The organism is Herbaspirillum sp. 3R11, assembly GCF_004563925.1.
In the GTDB taxonomy this organism is placed as follows: Bacteria; Pseudomonadota; Gammaproteobacteria; order Burkholderiales; family Burkholderiaceae_D; genus Herbaspirillum.
On the sequence record NZ_SPNJ01000006.1, the window covers coordinates 92292 to 108580 of the forward strand.

Consider the following 16289-nt stretch of genomic DNA (forward strand, 5'->3'; position numbering starts at 1 on the left):
TAACGACCTGCGCCGCGCCCCGAAACTGGCGCGGGCGACGGCAGCTCATGCACAATGGCGACTCGCGCACCGCCGCCTCCCTCATTCAGTAATCAGTACACCTCAGGAAACCGCATGCAAGACATCCGCCAGCTCATCGATGCTTCCAACGACCTCAGCGCCGCCGCCATGGCGATCCGGGCGCTGATCGTGTTCTGCTTCACGCTGATCTTCCTGCGCATCGCCGGGCGCCGTTCGTTCGGCCAGCGCAGCGCCTTCGACCTGTGCATCACGGTCTTGCTGGGCGCGATCCTGAGCCGCGCCATCGTCGGCGCCTCGCCGCTGCCGCCCACGCTCGCCGCCGGCGCCGTGCTGGTGCTGCTGCACCGTCTGATCGGCGTGCTGGTCACGCGCTGGGCCTGGCTCGACGACCTCATCAGCGGCACCGAACGCCTGCTCGTCAAGGACGGCCGCAAAGACCCGCACCAGATGCGCGCCGGCCTGATCAGCGATCGCGACATCGACGTCGCGCTGCGCAAGAAGGAAGACGGCGCCACGCTCGAGCACGTAGCGCGCGCGGTGCTGGAGCGCAATGGCGAGATCACCATCACCCTGCGCGACGTGAATGCGCCGGTGGAGCGGCTGCACTGAATCAGTCGGCACGTGATTTACAATCGCCTCTCGCGTCAGTGCATCCATGCATGACGACACCATCAACCAACCGCAGCAACAGAATCCAGCGAAACCGATGACCAGCCCGACCATCCTGCAAGCCACCGACCTGAGTTTCAGCTACCCCGACCATGCCGTGTTCAAGAACATCTCGCTGGCCCTCCCGGCCGGCGTCACCGTCATCCGCGGTGGCGACGGTCGCGGCAAGACCAGCCTGATCCGCGTGCTGGCCGGCGAACTCAAGGCAAGCAGCGGCCAACTGGCCATCAACGGCATCCGCCTGGATGAGCAAGCCGCGCAATACAAGCAGCAGATTTACTACGTCGACCCGCGCACGGAAGCATTCGACCAACTGAGCGTGCCGGAATATTTTGCGTCGCTGAAGGCGAGATTCCCCGACTTCGACGACGCCGCGCTGCCGGAATTACTGGAAGGGCTGTCGCTGACGCCGCATGCGGAGAAAAAGCTGTTCATGCTGTCGACCGGCAGCAAGCGCAAGGTGTATCTGGCGGGGGCGTTTGCCGCAGGCACGGCGGTGAATTTGCTGGATGATCCGTTTGCCAGCCTGGACAAGGGCTCGATCAATTTTGTGAGCGAGGTGCTGGCGGATTTTGCGGAGCAGAGTGAGCAGGTGTGGGTGGCGAGTTTCTACGAGACGCCGGAGGGGATTGGCGCGCGCGAGATCATCGACCTGGGCGACTGAGACAAGTCAGAATCAGCGGCGCCGATAACTCTTGTTCCCGCTGTCCGTATAGCAGAACTGCCCGCCACGCGGCCCGGTGCAGTAGCGATGGCTGCGGCAACTGCAGCCGTCACCATCGTCTTTCTCGTCCTTCGCCAGCGGCAACAACTGCTGCCAGCTGGACATGGAACAGACCTTCTTCGACGCGCTGACGGAACCGTCATTGCAAATGAATTCCGCACCGGCGCAATGAGAGACGCCGCCCTTCTTTCCCGAGCAGGGCGTGTTGGCCGCGACACCGGATTGGTGCGCGGCGACCAGTATTAAAGCAAACAAAAATCCAGCGGCCTTCATCCCCGTCAGCCTCCCTTTTTTTATTGTGATCGGGACTTGCGAAAGAGCGTCTTGCGCTAGCCTGGAATATTCGGCTCGACAAGATTTGCCAGCTGCAGGAGCGACTCCTGCCAGCCGAGATAGCACATCTCCACCGGAATGATTTCCGGAATCCCCGCCTGCGTAATGCGCACCTCCGTGCCAACCAGAACCGGCTTCAACTTCACAGTCACCTGCATTTCACCAGGCAAATTCGGATCGTCAAACTTGTCGGTGTAGCGAACCAGCTCGCCCGGCACCAGCTCCTTGTATTCACCACCGAAAGAGTGGCCGTTGCCGCTGGTGAAATTCGAAAACGACATGCGGAAGGTACCGCCGACTTTGGCTTCGAGATGCTCAACGGTGCAGGTGAAGCCATAGGGCGGGAGCCATTTGGCGAGGGCGGCTGCGTCGGTGAAGGCGCGGTAGATTTTGTCGGGGGTGGTGCGGAGGATGCGGTGGAGTTCTACGGTTCCTGTGGTCATTGGGTGTCTCCATTAAATGTGGCGTCTCTATGCGGAAGCTTTGGTTATTTTCCAAATTATTACAACAAAAGCGTCGCCTCTCCTCACAAACTTCCTCTGCGAAGATGGCTATTTTTGAGCCCAGTTTTCCAAATTTACATAGCAGCGATTGTGCTATCAACTGGTTACGCAAATAATTAAAATAGGAGTTAAACTTAATTCAATAAAAACTCCGAATAAATTCTAATAACAATGCTCCCCCACCAAAGCAAGCCAACATACTCCCCGTGTTGGAACGAATTCTCTCTCAGGCCAATTGCCCAGCTAGTGGCGGGTCAATCAAAACCAGACCTATAAAGATGAAGCACATTGAGGATTTCTTTGGTCGCCAAAGTTACGTACTGACGGACGAGGAATGAGTCTATCTTGCCTCGCGATATATATGAGGGAAATTTCTGGGGAGTCTTTGACAGCAGCCATCACTTAACTCTAGCAACACCTTTTCTTTTAACTTAGGACGATTTCGCGGGGGCAAGAAGAATGCAGGGAAGAATAGAACAAACAGAACACCTTCATGATGGAGGTATTTACTCATGACACCTCAAGTTCAAATGCTAGTCAAAGAGATTACTCAACGGCTCCCAGTTCATAAATCAGTTCCGGCTGCTGCAGATGACCTTCTCAGTTTTTTCAAGTCCATGGGAGGTGTTTCTGCGGAAATTGAGGCAAGTCTCGAGGAGGCCATTAAAGTGGTGGAGGCGTCTCAGCAGAGTGTAGAGATTCTTCGCCGAAACTCGTTAGTCAAGATCAAAGACCACTGGTACAAAGGCCCGTTATTGACGGACCGCCATTGGACTGCATTGGAGGGCTATCTTCGAAATGCAAAGAATTGGCATGACGAATCTATTGACCCCATTCATGACAGTTCCAGCGAAGTGGTATCTCTTCTTGCCAATCCCGCGCGAGAGACATTTCGCTGCCGCGGTCTAGTTGTCGGTTATGTCCAGTCAGGAAAGACGGCAAATATGACAGCCGTAATCGCCAAAGCGATCGATGTTGGCTATAACTTTATTGTAGTACTCGGTGGCGTCACAAATAAGTTGCGCCAGCAAACTCAGCGCCGATTTCAAACCGATATCATTGACCGACATCGAGAATCGTGGCAACTCCATACCACTGATGATGAGAAGAACGGTGACTTCACCCTTCCTGCGAACAATGGGCAATTCACCATGCCCGTTGAGGGAAGGGCTCAGCTTGCGGTCATAAAGAAAGAAACGACTAGGCTGGCAACACTTCTCAAGGCCATTGAAAAGACACCTCCTAGTGTTACTCGTGCGTTAAAGACTCTTATCATTGATGATGAATGCGACCAGGCCTCTGTCAATGCAGGAAAAACGGAAACGGACATCACCGAAATCAACAAGGCAATCCGGAAGATTATTCAAGCCCTCCCTGCAGTGTCCTACGTCGGTTACACCGCGACTCCCTTCGCAAACGTGTTTGCCAACCCGTTCCCGACCAGTAAAGACGAACTGGATGACCTCTATCCCGAAGACTTCATTACCGCGCTACCGCGTCCTGAAGCATATTTCGGCGCCAGAGAGGTCTTTGGATTTGACCCCGACGATGCCGACATCGACGAAGGTGCCTCTGCCGGACGTGAAATGGTTAAGCCCATTCCTGAGAAGGAAATTCCCTTACTCAGGTCTACGAAAAACCGCAAAGATTTCAGCCCGCAAATTACGGAAAGCCTCGAAAAGGCAATCCTCTGGTTTTTGCTGTCATGCGCGATTCGTCATCACAGAGGTCAACAAAACGACCACATGAGCATGCTGGTACATACGTCCCAGCTCGTCCTGCAGCACGAAAAAATGGCCGATAACATTCGCCAATGGCTTGAGTACAGCGCTCCGTCCATCGCATCTGCAAAAGGACCTGCATGGGACGCTTTGGTTTCCGTGTGGGATGATGAGACAAAGGCCGTTCCGCTTGAAGGTGAAGATGAGAAAGCACTGCACCCCTTGGATCTGCATCCTTTCTTGGTCCAAGTTTTAAATTTGGTAGAGGTCGCTGTTGAGAACGGGGCCAGCGACAATCGTCTTGACTACAACGAAACAGACCCTGAGGACAAAAACAAGATAGTTCCCAAAACCTATATTGTTGTCGGAGGCTCCGTCCTTGCGCGTGGTCTGACCTTGGAAGGACTCTCTGTCTCGTTCTTCCTGAGGACCTCGAAACAGTACGATACCTTGCTACAAATGGGGCGATGGTTCGGATTTAGAAATGGCTATGCCGACCTTCCTCGATTGTGGGCCACTCAAGACTTGATTTCCAATTTCCGCGCACTAGCTCACATCGAAGAAGAAATCAGGGCTGATATCGCGCAATACAAGGCGAGGGACGCCACACCTCTCGATTTTGCCGTGAAGGTTCGCGCAATACCTGGGCTTGCTATTACATCCGCAGCCAAGATGCGTTACGCGAAGAAAACCAGCATTAGCTTTGAGGGAAGACATATACAAACAATTCGTTTTGACCACCAAAAAGACGGAATTGTCTCCTCAAATTGGGCAGCAGCGGCAAATCTCATAAAATTGGCCAAGGATAGCGCCAGCGAATACGTTGAAGATAAGAAGCTATTTAAGAACGTCCCCATGTCCGTCGTCCGGCAATTTATTAAGGATTACGATATATCCGGAAAGCATTTGGACCTAAAGCAGGAAATGCTCCTCAACTACCTCGATGCAACCGAGGATAAGCTCGCTATTTGGAACGTAGGAGTGGTCTCGCCGAATGGCAAGCCATCTAACAATTCGCTGGGTTTCTTAGGGAAAATTGGGACGAACGTGCGCTCACGCTTGGCAGAACCAAGTGCATATGCAGACATCAAGGCACTTATGTCCAAGCGCGACATCTTGATTGATGCGGACCTGCAAAGTATCGATAAAGGAGAGGATTGGGAGGCACTGAAAAAGCGCCGGCCTAATTTACCTTTGCTGCTTATCTATCCGATTCAAGCGAAGTCAGAGCCCCTAGAAAGGAAAGATGGCGCCAAGTCTCGCGTCGCGCTAGATGCATGCGATGACCTGATTGGCTTCAGCATTGTTTTCCCCGGCATGAAAGACCGTGCCGGAGCGTACTATGCCGTCGAGCTTGATGTACCTACTCCAGAACAGCTTGAAGAGGACGAAGAACTGGAGGAACCCGATGCCGAGGCCAATTGAACGTTGGGAGCAGTTGAGAAAATCCCAGGCGGGCGATGGAATTTTGGAAATACCGAGCTTATCCACGGGAGTGGATTCCGGCTTTGGATATGTTCGTTTCGCTATTGGGTCCCAAGGAGAGCCACGCTTATTGGTCCCTTGTGGCGCCGACGTAAAAATTAAATCTGCCCCCTCGAATAGCAAACTTTTAGTCACTGTCTCCAGACTGCAAATAGACAAGAAGACCGTACTTTTCCTTGATGTTACCTGCGTTCTGCGTTCGTTAGATTCCGTCTTCGCGGAACTGGCCAATGAAATTGTTTACAGAATCTCTACCGGCGAAAGCCCTCTCAAAGCCGTCGACAGCACAATTTCAGACTTCCGTGCGCTGCTAGATAATGTGGAGCATTCCGACGTCACTGATCAACAGATAGTTGGCCTCATTGGCGAGCTTACTGTATTGCTTGCCCTCACGAAATTGTCGCCGTCAGCTATTGACGCCTGGACTGGTCCTTTGGACCAAAGACACGACTTCAGAAACGGTAATGATGCATTTGAAGTGAAAACGTCCACCCGAGCAGATTCTTCCATCATTCACGTAAGCAGCATCGAGCAGCTTACCGAGCCCAAAGGAGGAACCTTGACGCTCATCCACGTAAAAGTGGAAAGGAGCGCGAACGGGCAGCTTTCGGTCTCAAACTTGGCCTCGCAGATTATTGCCTTGGGATGTTCACAAGAACTATTAAGCCGGCGGCTGTTGGCACTCGGATGCTCATCCCTCAACTCATCGGAATGGGATCGTGCCCGTTACGCGCTCGAGCATATGGATGCCTATCGGGTTAAAGAGGGGTTCCCGCGGATTTCATCTGCAGCGTTCCCAGACGAGCGACTTCCTGCGGGTGTGCGAGATGTGACTTACGCAGTTGACCTCTTAGCGGCAAGCGACTTCTTGTTCTCTGAGACGGAAATGGATCCGTTATTCCGAAAGATGACTTCGTGACAAAGATTCGACTTTACAGTGAGCCGTTTTCTAAAACTGGCAATATCGCGGCTGAAGGATTCAAGCGACTTTTAGGGAGGCCGACGCTGGGGCTCATGCAGACCCTCGTGCGGGAAGCCATTCAAAATATATTAGATGCTTCTCAAGCAGAATCCGGCCCATCAATATCTATCCGGCTCAGAACATTAGACGCCGAGCAAAAGCGAATTCTGAGAGAACGAGTATTTGCTGAGAGACCTGACAGCAGTGCGAGCGATGCCATAAACTTGTCGTTGGCGAAATCTACTCTTCGAGTGCTTGAGTTTTCTGACTTCGGCACTGAAGGGCTCTCTGGACCGACAAGCGCCGATGCTGCGCATGAGGGCCAAGAATCGCTGAACTTTATTAATTTCCTGAGAAACGTCGGTTCTGTTCACGGATCGTCGAACAGTGGTGGCACATATGGTTACGGAAAAAGCTCGCTTTATTCCATCAGTAGTTGTGCCACGATCATTGTAGATAGCCAGACTCAGCATGAGGGAAATGACACACGTCGGTTCATGGCCTGCCACTTGGGCGTGGAATTTGATGCTGGAGAAGGTCGAAATCGGCGTCGCTTTACAGGTCGGCATTGGTGGGGAGCTACCGAGGGGCTTGACTACATTGAGCCCTTAGTAAACGAGGATGCTCGAAATATTGCTGCTGCGCTAGGAATGGCTGAGAGAGATAAAAAACAGAAAGGCACATCGATACTGATTTTGGACCCCAGTTTCTCCGATGACGAGTGGTCGTTGGCCGGCAGCCATATCATCGAAGCCGTTTTGTGGAATTTCTGGCCAAGAATGGTGGAAACAACACCGGCGAATAGAAGATTGAGAGTTAGCGTGGAGGTCGACGGCCTCCCTCTAGATGTACCTGATCCCGAATATTTTCCACCGCTCGACCTTTTCTCATCGGCGCTGAATAAGATCCGACAGGAATCTGAAGATGTTAAGTCAATATGGTGCGAGCGCCCGAAGAAATTGCTGGGGCATCTTGTTACTCAGCGGGGAATGAGAGCTGACAGAGTAGGGGTAGCCCTACTTGATAACTCAATCGTCCCCAAACAAGCAAACCATATTGCGTTAATGCGGCCTTTCGGACTTGTTGTTAAATACCTTGAAGGGTCTGCGTTGCCAGATCCTCGATTCGAGTGGGCGGGTGTATTTGTCTGCTCAGACGACTCCGAGGTGGAGCAGGCATTTTCCACCGCTGAACCACCCGCTCATGACGATTGGATTCCGGAAAACCTTCCCAAAGGAAATCGGAAAACATATGTCAATGTCGCGTTGAGAAATTTGAGGGATATTGCTCGTCCATCCACATCTATAACATCCAATCTTACGACAGCTGCTGGAGAGAAGACTGGCTCACTGGCCGCAACGGCAACTAAACTTGGTGTGTTTTTGGGAGAGGTCTCATCAAAGGGACCCGGCAAGAAAAAAAGGGAATTTTCTGGTGGTTCTGCAAAAGAATTGCAACGTGTCACGCAGCCGAGGTTTGAGGGCTTGACGTTAAATGCACAGGGCAATCCAATCGCGCGTTTCGCAGCAGAGCTGCATAACGATGGAAAGGACTCGGGTCTGCATCTTATAGCTGAGCCATATCTCGTCGCTGATGGTGGACCAATAAACTCAGCAGATCTACCTGAAAGCTACGTTCTGCGTATCGAAAAAATCACGTTGGGCGAGCTCTTATCTTCCGAATATTGCTCCTCTCTGCATGTCGCTGAGAAAGAAGGAAGTCTCGTGATATACACCTCAACTCTGCCCAATGCGGCAGTTGGACTGAAGCTTCATTTGAAACCTGGTGGCCCAGTATGAGTCGCGGAATTGCATTCCCCTTTCTGACACTGCCGGATGAGATAGTCCAGTTCGGGGGCTGGATGATTGGTGACCCTGAGCAGCCTCTAACAGAAGCCTCCGATACATTGGAACATTGGGATTACGCTAGGGATTTACAGGTTTTCACAACATTAGACTTCGATTGGAACCATGTTGCCGAGGCTTTAGAGCTTCCCGTCAACGAAATCCTTTTGGATATATGTCTTATCGCAGGAACAGGCTCTGGTGTACTACCTCGAAGACGGCGACGAGTATTTCGTGGTGAAGTGTTGGCCGGCTCTGGAGCGATTCAGATTTCCTCCGTCATCCCTGGCGATTGTTTGTCTGCCCGGCTGTTATTGGAATTGCAGATCTCGCTTTTGGCACCTCTAAATGCTGAAAGCAAATTATCTCCGAAGGTTCGAGGAGCAAGACTCTGGCAGAAACGCCTCGACATCTTGATTGAGGATGGCGGAGATTCTCGCTTCCCGATTGAAGCCGTAAACTTCAATGAACTGTTTAAGGGAAAGCTCCAACAATATTCGCCGTGGTATTTGCATTGGCAACGCGGATCAATGCGTTCAGATTTTTCTGGAACTGTTCGCTTATATGTGAATACGGAATTTAGTGAAATATCCGAACGGTTTACAAACGGAGATAGAGCGACACTTCAAGCAATTATGGGAGATGTGGTATCCCAAATGATTGAGTCATATTTAGACGAAGACTCTTCAGACGATCTAAGTGAATGTGATGTTGGTTCCGTAGGAAGTCAAATTCGGAAATGGCTGGATTTGGCATTCCCAGGTAAGACAATCGGGAACATTGCGACTTTGAAGAATCACAATCCTGGAGAATTTCGGGCATGCATCCTTGCATCGACAGATATTGGGGCATCTGAATGAACGTTCTTCTTTTACCTCGCCTCACCCCAGTCGGGGTAACACACATACTCGAAATCAATGGAGAGCAACTTGCCCCTTCTAGGGCCAAGGCCTTTTTAAAAGAACACTCCTCGATGCTGTTCTTTGCGGCAAGTGGCGGCAATAAGTCTGAGCAGTTGACTGTTGATATTGGTTCCAAAATTAGGGAAATTGCGATAAATTCTGGCTTCCCATCAAACTCTGGCCAAAATGCCAGAGCGAGATTCGACCAGGATGTGACTATATTTTTGGCAGGACTGGAAGAGTTAAATACTGGGGAATCGTTACGCAACGATGTCTGGGCCTATCTGGCAACGGTGGAAACTTGTGACATTGTTGCTTGGCGGTTCCCAAAACGCGATCCCGGAAGGTTTTCGGGAGGTCCTCGAAATGCATTTCAACGCCTTTGGATGCGTGGTTCATCCCTTGATAAGGGGGCAGTTTTTGAAGATAGATGGGGATTGATAAAATCTTTAACGGAAGATGCTCTTGTTGCGATCTTCGAACGGCCATCTATTGGAGGAGATCCGATACTGGCAAAAGCAATTGCTGAAGGATGGGTAGTCACTGCCGAGCGCATTGGACGCGGATCCATGGAGTCAGTAATGCGCAGGGCCATCAAACTGCTTCGCTTGCGCAACGAAATTATAGATTTGTCTGGACTCTCCCAAAGCGAGCTGCAAGAGACGGTGCTTGAGTACTTCAATGAAGCATCAAACTACGCAAAAACGGATGACTAGCAATCGCACTTCTTGACATTTCATGAATGCCTAGTCATCCTGGAAGAATTTTTGGGGCTCTGCTCTTGTTAGCAAATTTACTTGTATGCCAATTCCTGTTGTAGATATTTTTGCCGGTCCTGGCGGACTAGGAGAAGGTTTTTCCGCCTTCAAGCCATCACGTTCAAGTGATTCTCCGTTTCGCATCGGCATTTCTGCCGAGATGGAAATGAATGCCGCGAAAACCTTGAGACTTCGTGCTTTTTTTAGGCAGTTTCAGCAAGGACATGCTCCGAAAAGCTACTACGATTACGTTGAGGGCACCCGCGCTGCTCCTTGGACAGAAAAGACTAGAGCTGAATGGGATAAGGCAGGAGAAGAGGCTCGCCAACTGACCCTAGGCAACGAAGAGCATGACCAGATTCTTCATGCACGCATCAAGAAGTTAACAAAATCAGACCAACCTTGGGTGCTCATTGGAGGCCCTCCCTGTCAAGCGTACTCCTTGGTGGGAAGGTCTCGCAATGTCGGTAAAGCCGGATACAAGGCAGAGGAAGACCATCGCCATTATTTATATCTACATTACCTAAAAATTCTGCACGAATTTAGACCTGCGGTCTTTGTGATGGAAAACGTGAAAGGAATTCTCTCCTCCAAGGTCAGCGGAGAACTCATGTTTCCCAAAATTTTGGACGACTTGACCCAAGCCGGAGGAAAGAGTGGTGAAAAATATCGAATTATTCCTCTTGCCGTTCCTCAAGACGATCCTAAAACCAAGGGTTCCGGTCGAGAGTTCGTGTTACGCGCCGAAAATCTAGGTGTCCCACAAGCACGTCATCGCGTCATCTTATTGGGAGTAAGAGAAGACATAGATATAACGAAAGGAAGTTTCCTTCATCCACAAAAAGACAAATACAGCGTATCGGACGTTATCGCCGGTCTTCCTGCATTGCGTAGTGGCGTCACCGACGAAGATTTTGAACACTGGTCTGAGTTCGCGCGGAGCGTTCTCCGATCCGCTGGCGATGCAACTGATGATGAAATGGTGAGAAATGCCTTGCATCGTCATGCGAATAGCTTAAGAGCTGCGGACCCAGGCCAAGGTGGCAGATGGATGCCAAAAATTGCCACCAGCGACAATGTTCCTGAGCATCTTAGGGCTTGGCTAATTGATCCCCGCTTGAATGGCATCCTTAACCACGAGGTACGCCAACACATGAGGAGTGACCTGACCCGATATGGCTTTGCTGCGGCATATGCAAAGCACCATGGCCACTCTCCTCGTGGGTCAAAGGAATTCCCCAAGGAACTGTATCCGGACCATAAAAATTGGAAAAGCGGAAAATTTGTAGACCGCTTTAAGGTGCAGATATCTGCCTTACCGAGCTCAACGGTAACAAGCCACTTATCCAAAGATGGTCACTATTTCATTCATCCTGACGCAAAGCAATTGAGAAGTTTGTCCGTTCGAGAAGCCGCAAGGCTACAGACCTTCCCGGATAACTATTTTTTTGAGGGTAGCCGCAATGCGCAGTTTAAGCAGGTGGGTAACGCAGTCTCGCCTTGGATGGCGCAACAAATCGCCCAAGTGGTCTATTCCCTTCTGAGTCCGAAGAATTCAAGATAAATCTTGTTTGCTACGCCGGTTATAAAATGAGGTACCCAGTATGCCGAGCTTATGGAAAAATGAGCCGCGTCTGGGCATCAGACTCTGATACTCGGCCTTCCAGTAAATTGTGATTTCTTCAGGACTACTATGGATATCGTGGACAGCATCGTGCGATCTCGGATGATGGCGGGCATTCGCTCCAAAAACACGAAACCCGAAATGGTAGTTCGTAAGTTCTTGCACTCAAAAGGATTTCGATACCGCCTGCATAGCGCAAAATTGCCGGGAAAGCCAGACTTGGCACTTTCAAAATATCGCACGGTAATTTTTGTACATGGCTGCTTCTGGCATCAACACGAAGGATGCGCGAGAGCGTACAGACCCTCAACTCGGAAAGAGATCTGGGAATTGAAATTTGCTTCGAATAAGGCCCGAGACAAAAAGGTCTTAGATGCGTTAAAAGAGTTAGGTTGGAATAGCATAGTTATATGGGAGTGCGGTCTTGTCAATTCGGATCCCGACATCGCGCTGAAATGGTTGCCATACGAAATCGAACATCCCAAGAGTTATCTTTTTGAATGGCCAGATACGCCTCCGTACCAAACTTAAGCCCGTCTGGCATGCCCTCCCCCCTAAGAAAAACGCACCTGTAAATCTTTCAATTTATAGGTGCGTTTTTTTGGGAAGTCTGCCGGCCTACATTGAATCAAACATCAATATTCCCAGCCTGCAGCGCATTCAACTCAATAAACGCGCGACGCGGTTCCACGTCATCCCCCATCAGCGTCATGAAAATCTGATCCGCGGCGATCGCGTCTTCGATTTGCACTTTAAGCAGGCGGCGGACGGTTGGGTCCATGGTGGTTTCCCACAGCTGGCCTGGATTCATTTCACCCAGACCTTTATAGCGCTGCTTGCTGACGCCGCGTTCGGCTTCTTCGCGTAGCCATGCGACGGCCTGGTGGAAGTCGTTGATGGCGCTTTCCTTGATCTTTTCGCCGGTGCCGCGACGGATCAGTGCGCCGCGTCCGATCAGGCCGCGGAAGGTTGCTGCGGCGTTCTCCAGCACCTGGTAGTCAGGGCCGTTGACGAAGTCGGCATCGATGGCGGTGGCCTTGATGTTGCCGTGGTACAGGCGGTTGATGCGCAGGATGTGCTTGTCGGTGAGTTCGTCCGAACGCACGACGACGTCAACGCCGGGTTCGTTGATCGCGGCCTTGAGGGCGGCGGCCGATTGCTCGGCTTCTGCTGCGGTGTTCAGTTGCAGCGTGACGCCGGTCATGATCGCGGACAGGGCGCCGGCGTCGATCATGCGCGTGAGGCGCATGATGATGGCGTTGGCGGTGTTGTACTGACGGACCAGTTCGGTCAACGGTGCGCCGCTGATCGGTGCTGCGCCTTCGCTAGGGACGAGCTCTGCATCGTTCAGGGCGATCTGCATCATGTACTGCGCTTCTTCGACGTCGTCCTTCAGGTAGCGCTCGTCCTTGCCGGCCTTGACCTTGTAGAGCGGCGGCTGGGCGATGTAGATGTGGCCGCGTTCGACCAGTTGCGGCATCTGGCGATAGAACAGCGTGAGCAGCAGCGTGCGGATGTGGGCGCCGTCGACGTCGGCATCGGTCATGATGATGATGCGGTGGTAGCGCAGCTTGTCGGCGTTGAATTCGTCCGGACCGATGCTGGTGCCGAGGGTGGCGATCAGCGTCGTGATCTGCTCGGAGGAGAGCATCTTTTCGAAGCGGGCTTTTTCGACGTTGAGAACCTTGCCGCGCAGCGGCAGGATGGCCTGGAATTTACGGTCGCGGCCTTGCTTGGCCGAGCCGCCCGCGGAGTCACCCTCGACGATGTAGAGTTCGCACAGCGCCGGATCCTTTTCCTGGCAGTCGGCCAGTTTGGCGGAGAGGCCGAGGCCGTCCATGACGCCTTTGCGGCGCGTCAGTTCGCGCGCCTTGCGGGCTGCTTCGCGCGCACGGGCTGCTTCGACGATCTTGCCGCAGATGATCTTGGCGTCGTTCGGACGCTCTTGCAGGAAGTCGGTGAGGGTCTTGGCGACGATTTCTTCGACCGGGCCGCGCACTTCGCTTGATACCAGCTTGTCCTTGGTCTGCGAGCTGAACTTCGGCTCGGGGACTTTGACGGACAGGACGCAGGTGAGGCCTTCGCGCATGTCGTCGCCGGAGACTTCGACCTTGGCCTTCTTGGCGAAGTCGTGCTCTTCGATGTACTTGTTGATGACGCGGGTCATCGCGGCGCGCAGGCCGGTCAGGTGGGTGCCGCCGTCGCGTTGCGGGATGTTGTTGGTGAAGCAGAGCACCTGTTCGTTGTAGGCGTCATTCCATTGCATGGAGACGTCGACGCTGATGTTGGTGTTCTGGTCCGACATGCGCTCGCCGGTGGCCTGGAAGATGGTCGGGTTGAGGATGCTCTTGTTCTTGTTGATGTATTCGACGAAACCGCGGGTGCCGCCTTCGAAGGCGAAGTTTTCTTCCTTGCCGGTGCGCTGGTCGGTGAGCTTGATGTGCACGCCGTTGTTGAGGAAGGACAGTTCGCGGATGCGCTTGGCCAGGATTTCGTAGTGGAATTCGACGTGGGTGAAGATTTCTTCGTCGGCCCAGAAGTGGACTTCTGTGCCGCGCTTGTCGGTGTCGCCGGTGACGCGGATCGGCGAGACTTGCACGCCGTCGATGGTTTCGATCAGGCGGTCTTGCGGGATGCCGCGCACGAATTCCATGGCGTAGGCCTTGCCGTCGCGACGGATGGTCAGGCGCAGCAGTTTGGACAGGCCGTTGACGCAGGAGACGCCGACGCCGTGCAGACCGCCGGAGACCTTGTAGGAGTTCTGGTCGAACTTGCCGCCGGCGTGGAGCTCGGTCATGACGATTTCGGCAGCGGAGCGCTTCGGCTCGTGCTTGTCGTCCATCTTCAGTCCGGTCGGGATGCCGCGGCCGTTGTCGGTGACGGAGATCGAGTTGTCGGAGTGGATGGTGACGTGGATTTCGGTGCAGTGGCCGGCGAGCGATTCGTCGATGGAGTTATCCAGGACTTCGAACACGAGGTGGTGCAGGCCAGTGCCGTCAGAGGTGTCGCCGATGTACATGCCGGGGCGCTTGCGAACGGCTTCCAAACCTTCCAGAATCTGGATGGAGGACGCTCCATATTGATTTTGTTGCGGTTGATCGGTGTTGTCTGCGGGGACTTGGGACATGGCTACCTTCTGAAATAACTAACGGAACTGCCTGACTGACTGCTAAGGAGATGCTCTGGTATTGCGGTGATATCACGCTGAAAGAATCAACTGAAACTCAGCTGAAATACAGCTAAAACTGCGGGAATCCGATCCGGACAAAGAGTGAAACCGAATTCCTGAAAGTGGCGAAGGGCCGTGTATGCACGGCCCCTCGTCTACTTTCGGCTAACTGAAATCAAATGCGCATCGGCATGACGACGTATTTGAAATCGGCATTGTCGGGAATGGTGATCAATGCGGAGGAGTTGGCGTCGCCCAGGGCGATGTTGACGAAGTCGCCCTTGAGGTTGTTCAACACGTCGAGCAGGTAGGTGACGTTGAAACCGATGTCGACGCTGTCGCCGCCGTAGTCGATTTCGAGTTCTTCAACCGCTTCTTCCTGGTCGGCGTTGGTGGAGCTGATCTTCAGGCTGCCTGGTGCAATCACCCAGCGCACGCCCTTGAACTTGTCGCTGGTCATGATCGCGGCGCGTTGCAGCGAGCGCAGCAGCTGTTCGCGGCCGATGGTGAAGTTGTTCTTGTAACCCTTTGGCACCACACGGGTGTAGTCGGGGAACTTGCCTTCGACCAGCTTGGAAATCAGCTCGATGTCGGCGAACGTCAGCTTGACCTGGTTGTTGGCGATCTCGAGCTGGACCGGGTCGTCGTTTTCTTCCAGCAGGCGCTGCAGTTCGATGATGGTCTTGCGCGGGATGATGACTTCCTGGCGCGGGAACTCTTGCTCGGTGGCGACCTGGCAGAAGGCCAGACGGTGACCGTCGGTGGCGACCGCGATCACGTTCTTGCCTTCGACGACCAGCAACAGGCCGTTGAGGTAGTAACGGATGTCTTGCTGCGCCATCGAGAAGTGGACCATGTTGAACAGGTGCTTCAGGGTCTTTTGCGGCAGCGTGACTTGCGCGTTGTAGTGCTCGGCCTGGGCGACGGTCGGGAATTCTTCCGCGGCCAGTGTTTGCAGCGCAAAGCGCGACTTGCCGGACTGAACCGTCAGGCGCTTGTTGGCAAGGGTGACGGTGACTTCGCCCGAGTCGGGCAGGGCGCGCAGAATGTCGAGCAGTTTGCGCGCGGCGACGGTGGTGGCGGCGACTTCGCTGCCGGAACCGACGTCAGCGTGCGTGGTGATCTGCACTTCAATGTCGGTGGACAGGAAAGACACCTTTTCGCCGTCCTTGCGAATGAGGATATTGGCCAGAATCGGCAATGTGTGCCGACGCTCGACAATACCGCTCACTATTTGCAGTGGCCGGAGAAGCGTATCTCGTTGGGTTTTGACCAATTGCATAGTCTTTTTATCCTTGTTGATAATGGTTTAAAGGATGCTGAAAGCCGCTTTCAAATTCTGTCTGCAATCCGGCATGGTCAACCGTTTGCGCCCAGTTTTGCCGGAGTTTCTGCAAATGCGCTGCAATTTGAAAAGGGCTTCGTTGCGTTTGCGCCGGTGTGCCGCTAACCGGGGCTTCTAATGCAGCGCGACGATGCCATCCTCGCTGACGATTTGCCCCCAACTCCGGCAGTGTCGAATTGACAACAAAAACACTGCCAGGGCAAACCGGACCAACTCTCCCATTGTATCAA

14 protein-coding genes are annotated in these 16289 nt (G+C 53.0%); 10 read left to right on the forward strand and 4 right to left on the reverse strand.

The window, feature by feature from the left end:
- Window positions 1-114: 114 nt before the first annotated feature.
- On the forward strand, window positions 115-630 hold the full coding sequence (locus E4P32_RS22525; RefSeq protein ID WP_116436146.1) for a YetF domain-containing protein: 516 nt from the start codon (window positions 115-117) through the stop codon (window positions 628-630).
- 46 nt (window positions 631-676) lie between these two features.
- On the forward strand, window positions 677-1354 hold the full coding sequence (locus E4P32_RS22530) for an ATP-binding cassette domain-containing protein (protein ID WP_233526746.1): 678 nt from the start codon (window positions 677-679) through the stop codon (window positions 1352-1354).
- A gap of 12 nt (window positions 1355-1366) precedes the next feature.
- On the opposite strand, the gene E4P32_RS22535 is transcribed toward E4P32_RS22530, so the two are convergent.
- Both E4P32_RS22535 and E4P32_RS22540 read right to left on the reverse strand, forming a co-directional pair.
- Entirely contained in the window at window positions 1367-1687 is a 321-nt protein-coding gene (locus E4P32_RS22535; RefSeq protein ID WP_167735681.1) for a hypothetical protein, read from the reverse strand.
- A gap of 56 nt (window positions 1688-1743) precedes the next feature.
- A complete protein-coding gene (locus E4P32_RS22540) occupies window positions 1744-2190 on the reverse strand; it encodes an SRPBCC family protein (protein ID WP_116436147.1) in 447 nt (148 codons plus the stop codon).
- 572 nt (window positions 2191-2762) lie between these two features.
- On the opposite strand from E4P32_RS22540, the gene E4P32_RS22545 reads away from it, so the two are divergent.
- The 7 genes from E4P32_RS22545 (at window position 2763) to E4P32_RS22575 (ending at window position 12076) form a co-directional block, all read left to right on the forward strand.
- Window positions 2763-5396 (forward strand): Z1 domain-containing protein, encoded by a 2634-nt coding sequence (locus E4P32_RS22545; protein ID WP_116436148.1) that lies wholly within the window; start codon window positions 2763-2765, stop codon window positions 5394-5396.
- Window positions 5380-6375 carry a PD-(D/E)XK motif protein gene (locus E4P32_RS22550; RefSeq protein ID WP_158559752.1) on the forward strand — a complete coding sequence of 332 codons (996 nt, stop codon included), beginning with the start codon at window positions 5380-5382 and terminating at the stop codon, window positions 6373-6375. Before E4P32_RS22545 ends, E4P32_RS22550 begins: the two co-directional genes overlap by 17 nt.
- Window positions 6372-8216, forward strand: a complete 1845-nt coding sequence (locus tag E4P32_RS22555; protein ID WP_135008784.1) for a hypothetical protein — start codon at window positions 6372-6374, stop codon at window positions 8214-8216. Before E4P32_RS22550 ends, E4P32_RS22555 begins: the two co-directional genes overlap by 4 nt.
- On the forward strand, window positions 8213-9121 hold the full coding sequence (locus E4P32_RS22560; protein ID WP_135008785.1) for a hypothetical protein: 909 nt from the start codon (window positions 8213-8215) through the stop codon (window positions 9119-9121). The genes E4P32_RS22555 and E4P32_RS22560 overlap by 4 nt, the downstream gene beginning before the upstream one ends.
- Window positions 9118-9879, forward strand: coding sequence for a hypothetical protein (locus E4P32_RS22565; protein WP_135008786.1), 762 nt, complete (start codon window positions 9118-9120; stop codon window positions 9877-9879). Before E4P32_RS22560 ends, E4P32_RS22565 begins: the two co-directional genes overlap by 4 nt.
- 85 nt (window positions 9880-9964) lie before the next feature.
- Window positions 9965-11485: a DNA cytosine methyltransferase gene (locus tag E4P32_RS22570; RefSeq protein WP_116436150.1), complete on the forward strand. Its 1521-nt coding sequence runs from the start codon at window positions 9965-9967 to the stop codon at window positions 11483-11485.
- A gap of 165 nt (window positions 11486-11650) precedes the next feature.
- Window positions 11651-12076: a very short patch repair endonuclease gene (locus tag E4P32_RS22575; RefSeq protein WP_233526760.1), complete on the forward strand. Its 426-nt coding sequence runs from the start codon at window positions 11651-11653 to the stop codon at window positions 12074-12076.
- A 97-nt stretch (window positions 12077-12173) separates the two neighbouring features.
- Here E4P32_RS22575 and gyrB read toward each other — a convergent pair whose 3' ends face one another.
- Together gyrB and dnaN are read right to left on the reverse strand one after the other, a co-directional pair.
- Window positions 12174-14672 (reverse strand): DNA topoisomerase (ATP-hydrolyzing) subunit B, encoded by a 2499-nt coding sequence (gene gyrB / locus E4P32_RS22580; protein ID WP_116436152.1) that lies wholly within the window; start codon window positions 14670-14672, stop codon window positions 12174-12176.
- Window positions 14673-14889: 217 nt separating this feature from the next.
- A complete protein-coding gene (dnaN, locus tag E4P32_RS22585) occupies window positions 14890-15996 on the reverse strand; it encodes a DNA polymerase III subunit beta (RefSeq protein WP_116436153.1) in 1107 nt (368 codons plus the stop codon).
- Between dnaN and E4P32_RS24185 the strand changes: the two genes are divergently transcribed.
- Window positions 15919-16164, forward strand: a complete 246-nt coding sequence (locus tag E4P32_RS24185) for a hypothetical protein (RefSeq protein WP_167735680.1) — start codon at window positions 15919-15921, stop codon at window positions 16162-16164. The two genes, dnaN and E4P32_RS24185, sit on opposite strands and share 78 nt — an antisense overlap.
- The last annotated feature ends 125 nt before the right edge of the window (window positions 16165-16289 follow it).

Bases quoted from the DNA above. Each gene is read 5' to 3' on its own strand.
- E4P32_RS22525 (WP_116436146.1), top strand. From the start codon at position 115: ATGCAAGACATCCGCCAGCTCATCGATGCTTCCAACGACCTCAGCGCC.
- E4P32_RS22530 (WP_233526746.1), top strand. From the start codon at position 677: ATGCATGACGACACCATCAACCAACCGCAGCAACAGAATCCAGCGAAA.
- E4P32_RS22535 (WP_167735681.1), bottom strand. From the start codon at position 1,687: ATGAAGGCCGCTGGATTTTTGTTTGCTTTAATACTGGTCGCCGCGCAC.
- E4P32_RS22540 (WP_116436147.1), bottom strand. From the start codon at position 2,190: ATGACCACAGGAACCGTAGAACTCCACCGCATCCTCCGCACCACCCCC.
- E4P32_RS22545 (WP_116436148.1), top strand. From the start codon at position 2,763: ATGACACCTCAAGTTCAAATGCTAGTCAAAGAGATTACTCAACGGCTC.
- E4P32_RS22550 (WP_158559752.1), top strand. From the start codon at position 5,380: ATGCCGAGGCCAATTGAACGTTGGGAGCAGTTGAGAAAATCCCAGGCG.
- E4P32_RS22560 (WP_135008785.1), top strand. From the start codon at position 8,213: ATGAGTCGCGGAATTGCATTCCCCTTTCTGACACTGCCGGATGAGATA.
- E4P32_RS22565 (WP_135008786.1), top strand. From the start codon at position 9,118: ATGAACGTTCTTCTTTTACCTCGCCTCACCCCAGTCGGGGTAACACAC.
- E4P32_RS22570 (WP_116436150.1), top strand. From the start codon at position 9,965: ATGCCAATTCCTGTTGTAGATATTTTTGCCGGTCCTGGCGGACTAGGA.
- E4P32_RS22575 (WP_233526760.1), top strand. From the start codon at position 11,651: ATGGCGGGCATTCGCTCCAAAAACACGAAACCCGAAATGGTAGTTCGT.
- gyrB (WP_116436152.1), bottom strand. From the start codon at position 14,672: ATGTCCCAAGTCCCCGCAGACAACACCGATCAACCGCAACAAAATCAA.
- dnaN (WP_116436153.1), bottom strand. From the start codon at position 15,996: ATGCAATTGGTCAAAACCCAACGAGATACGCTTCTCCGGCCACTGCAA.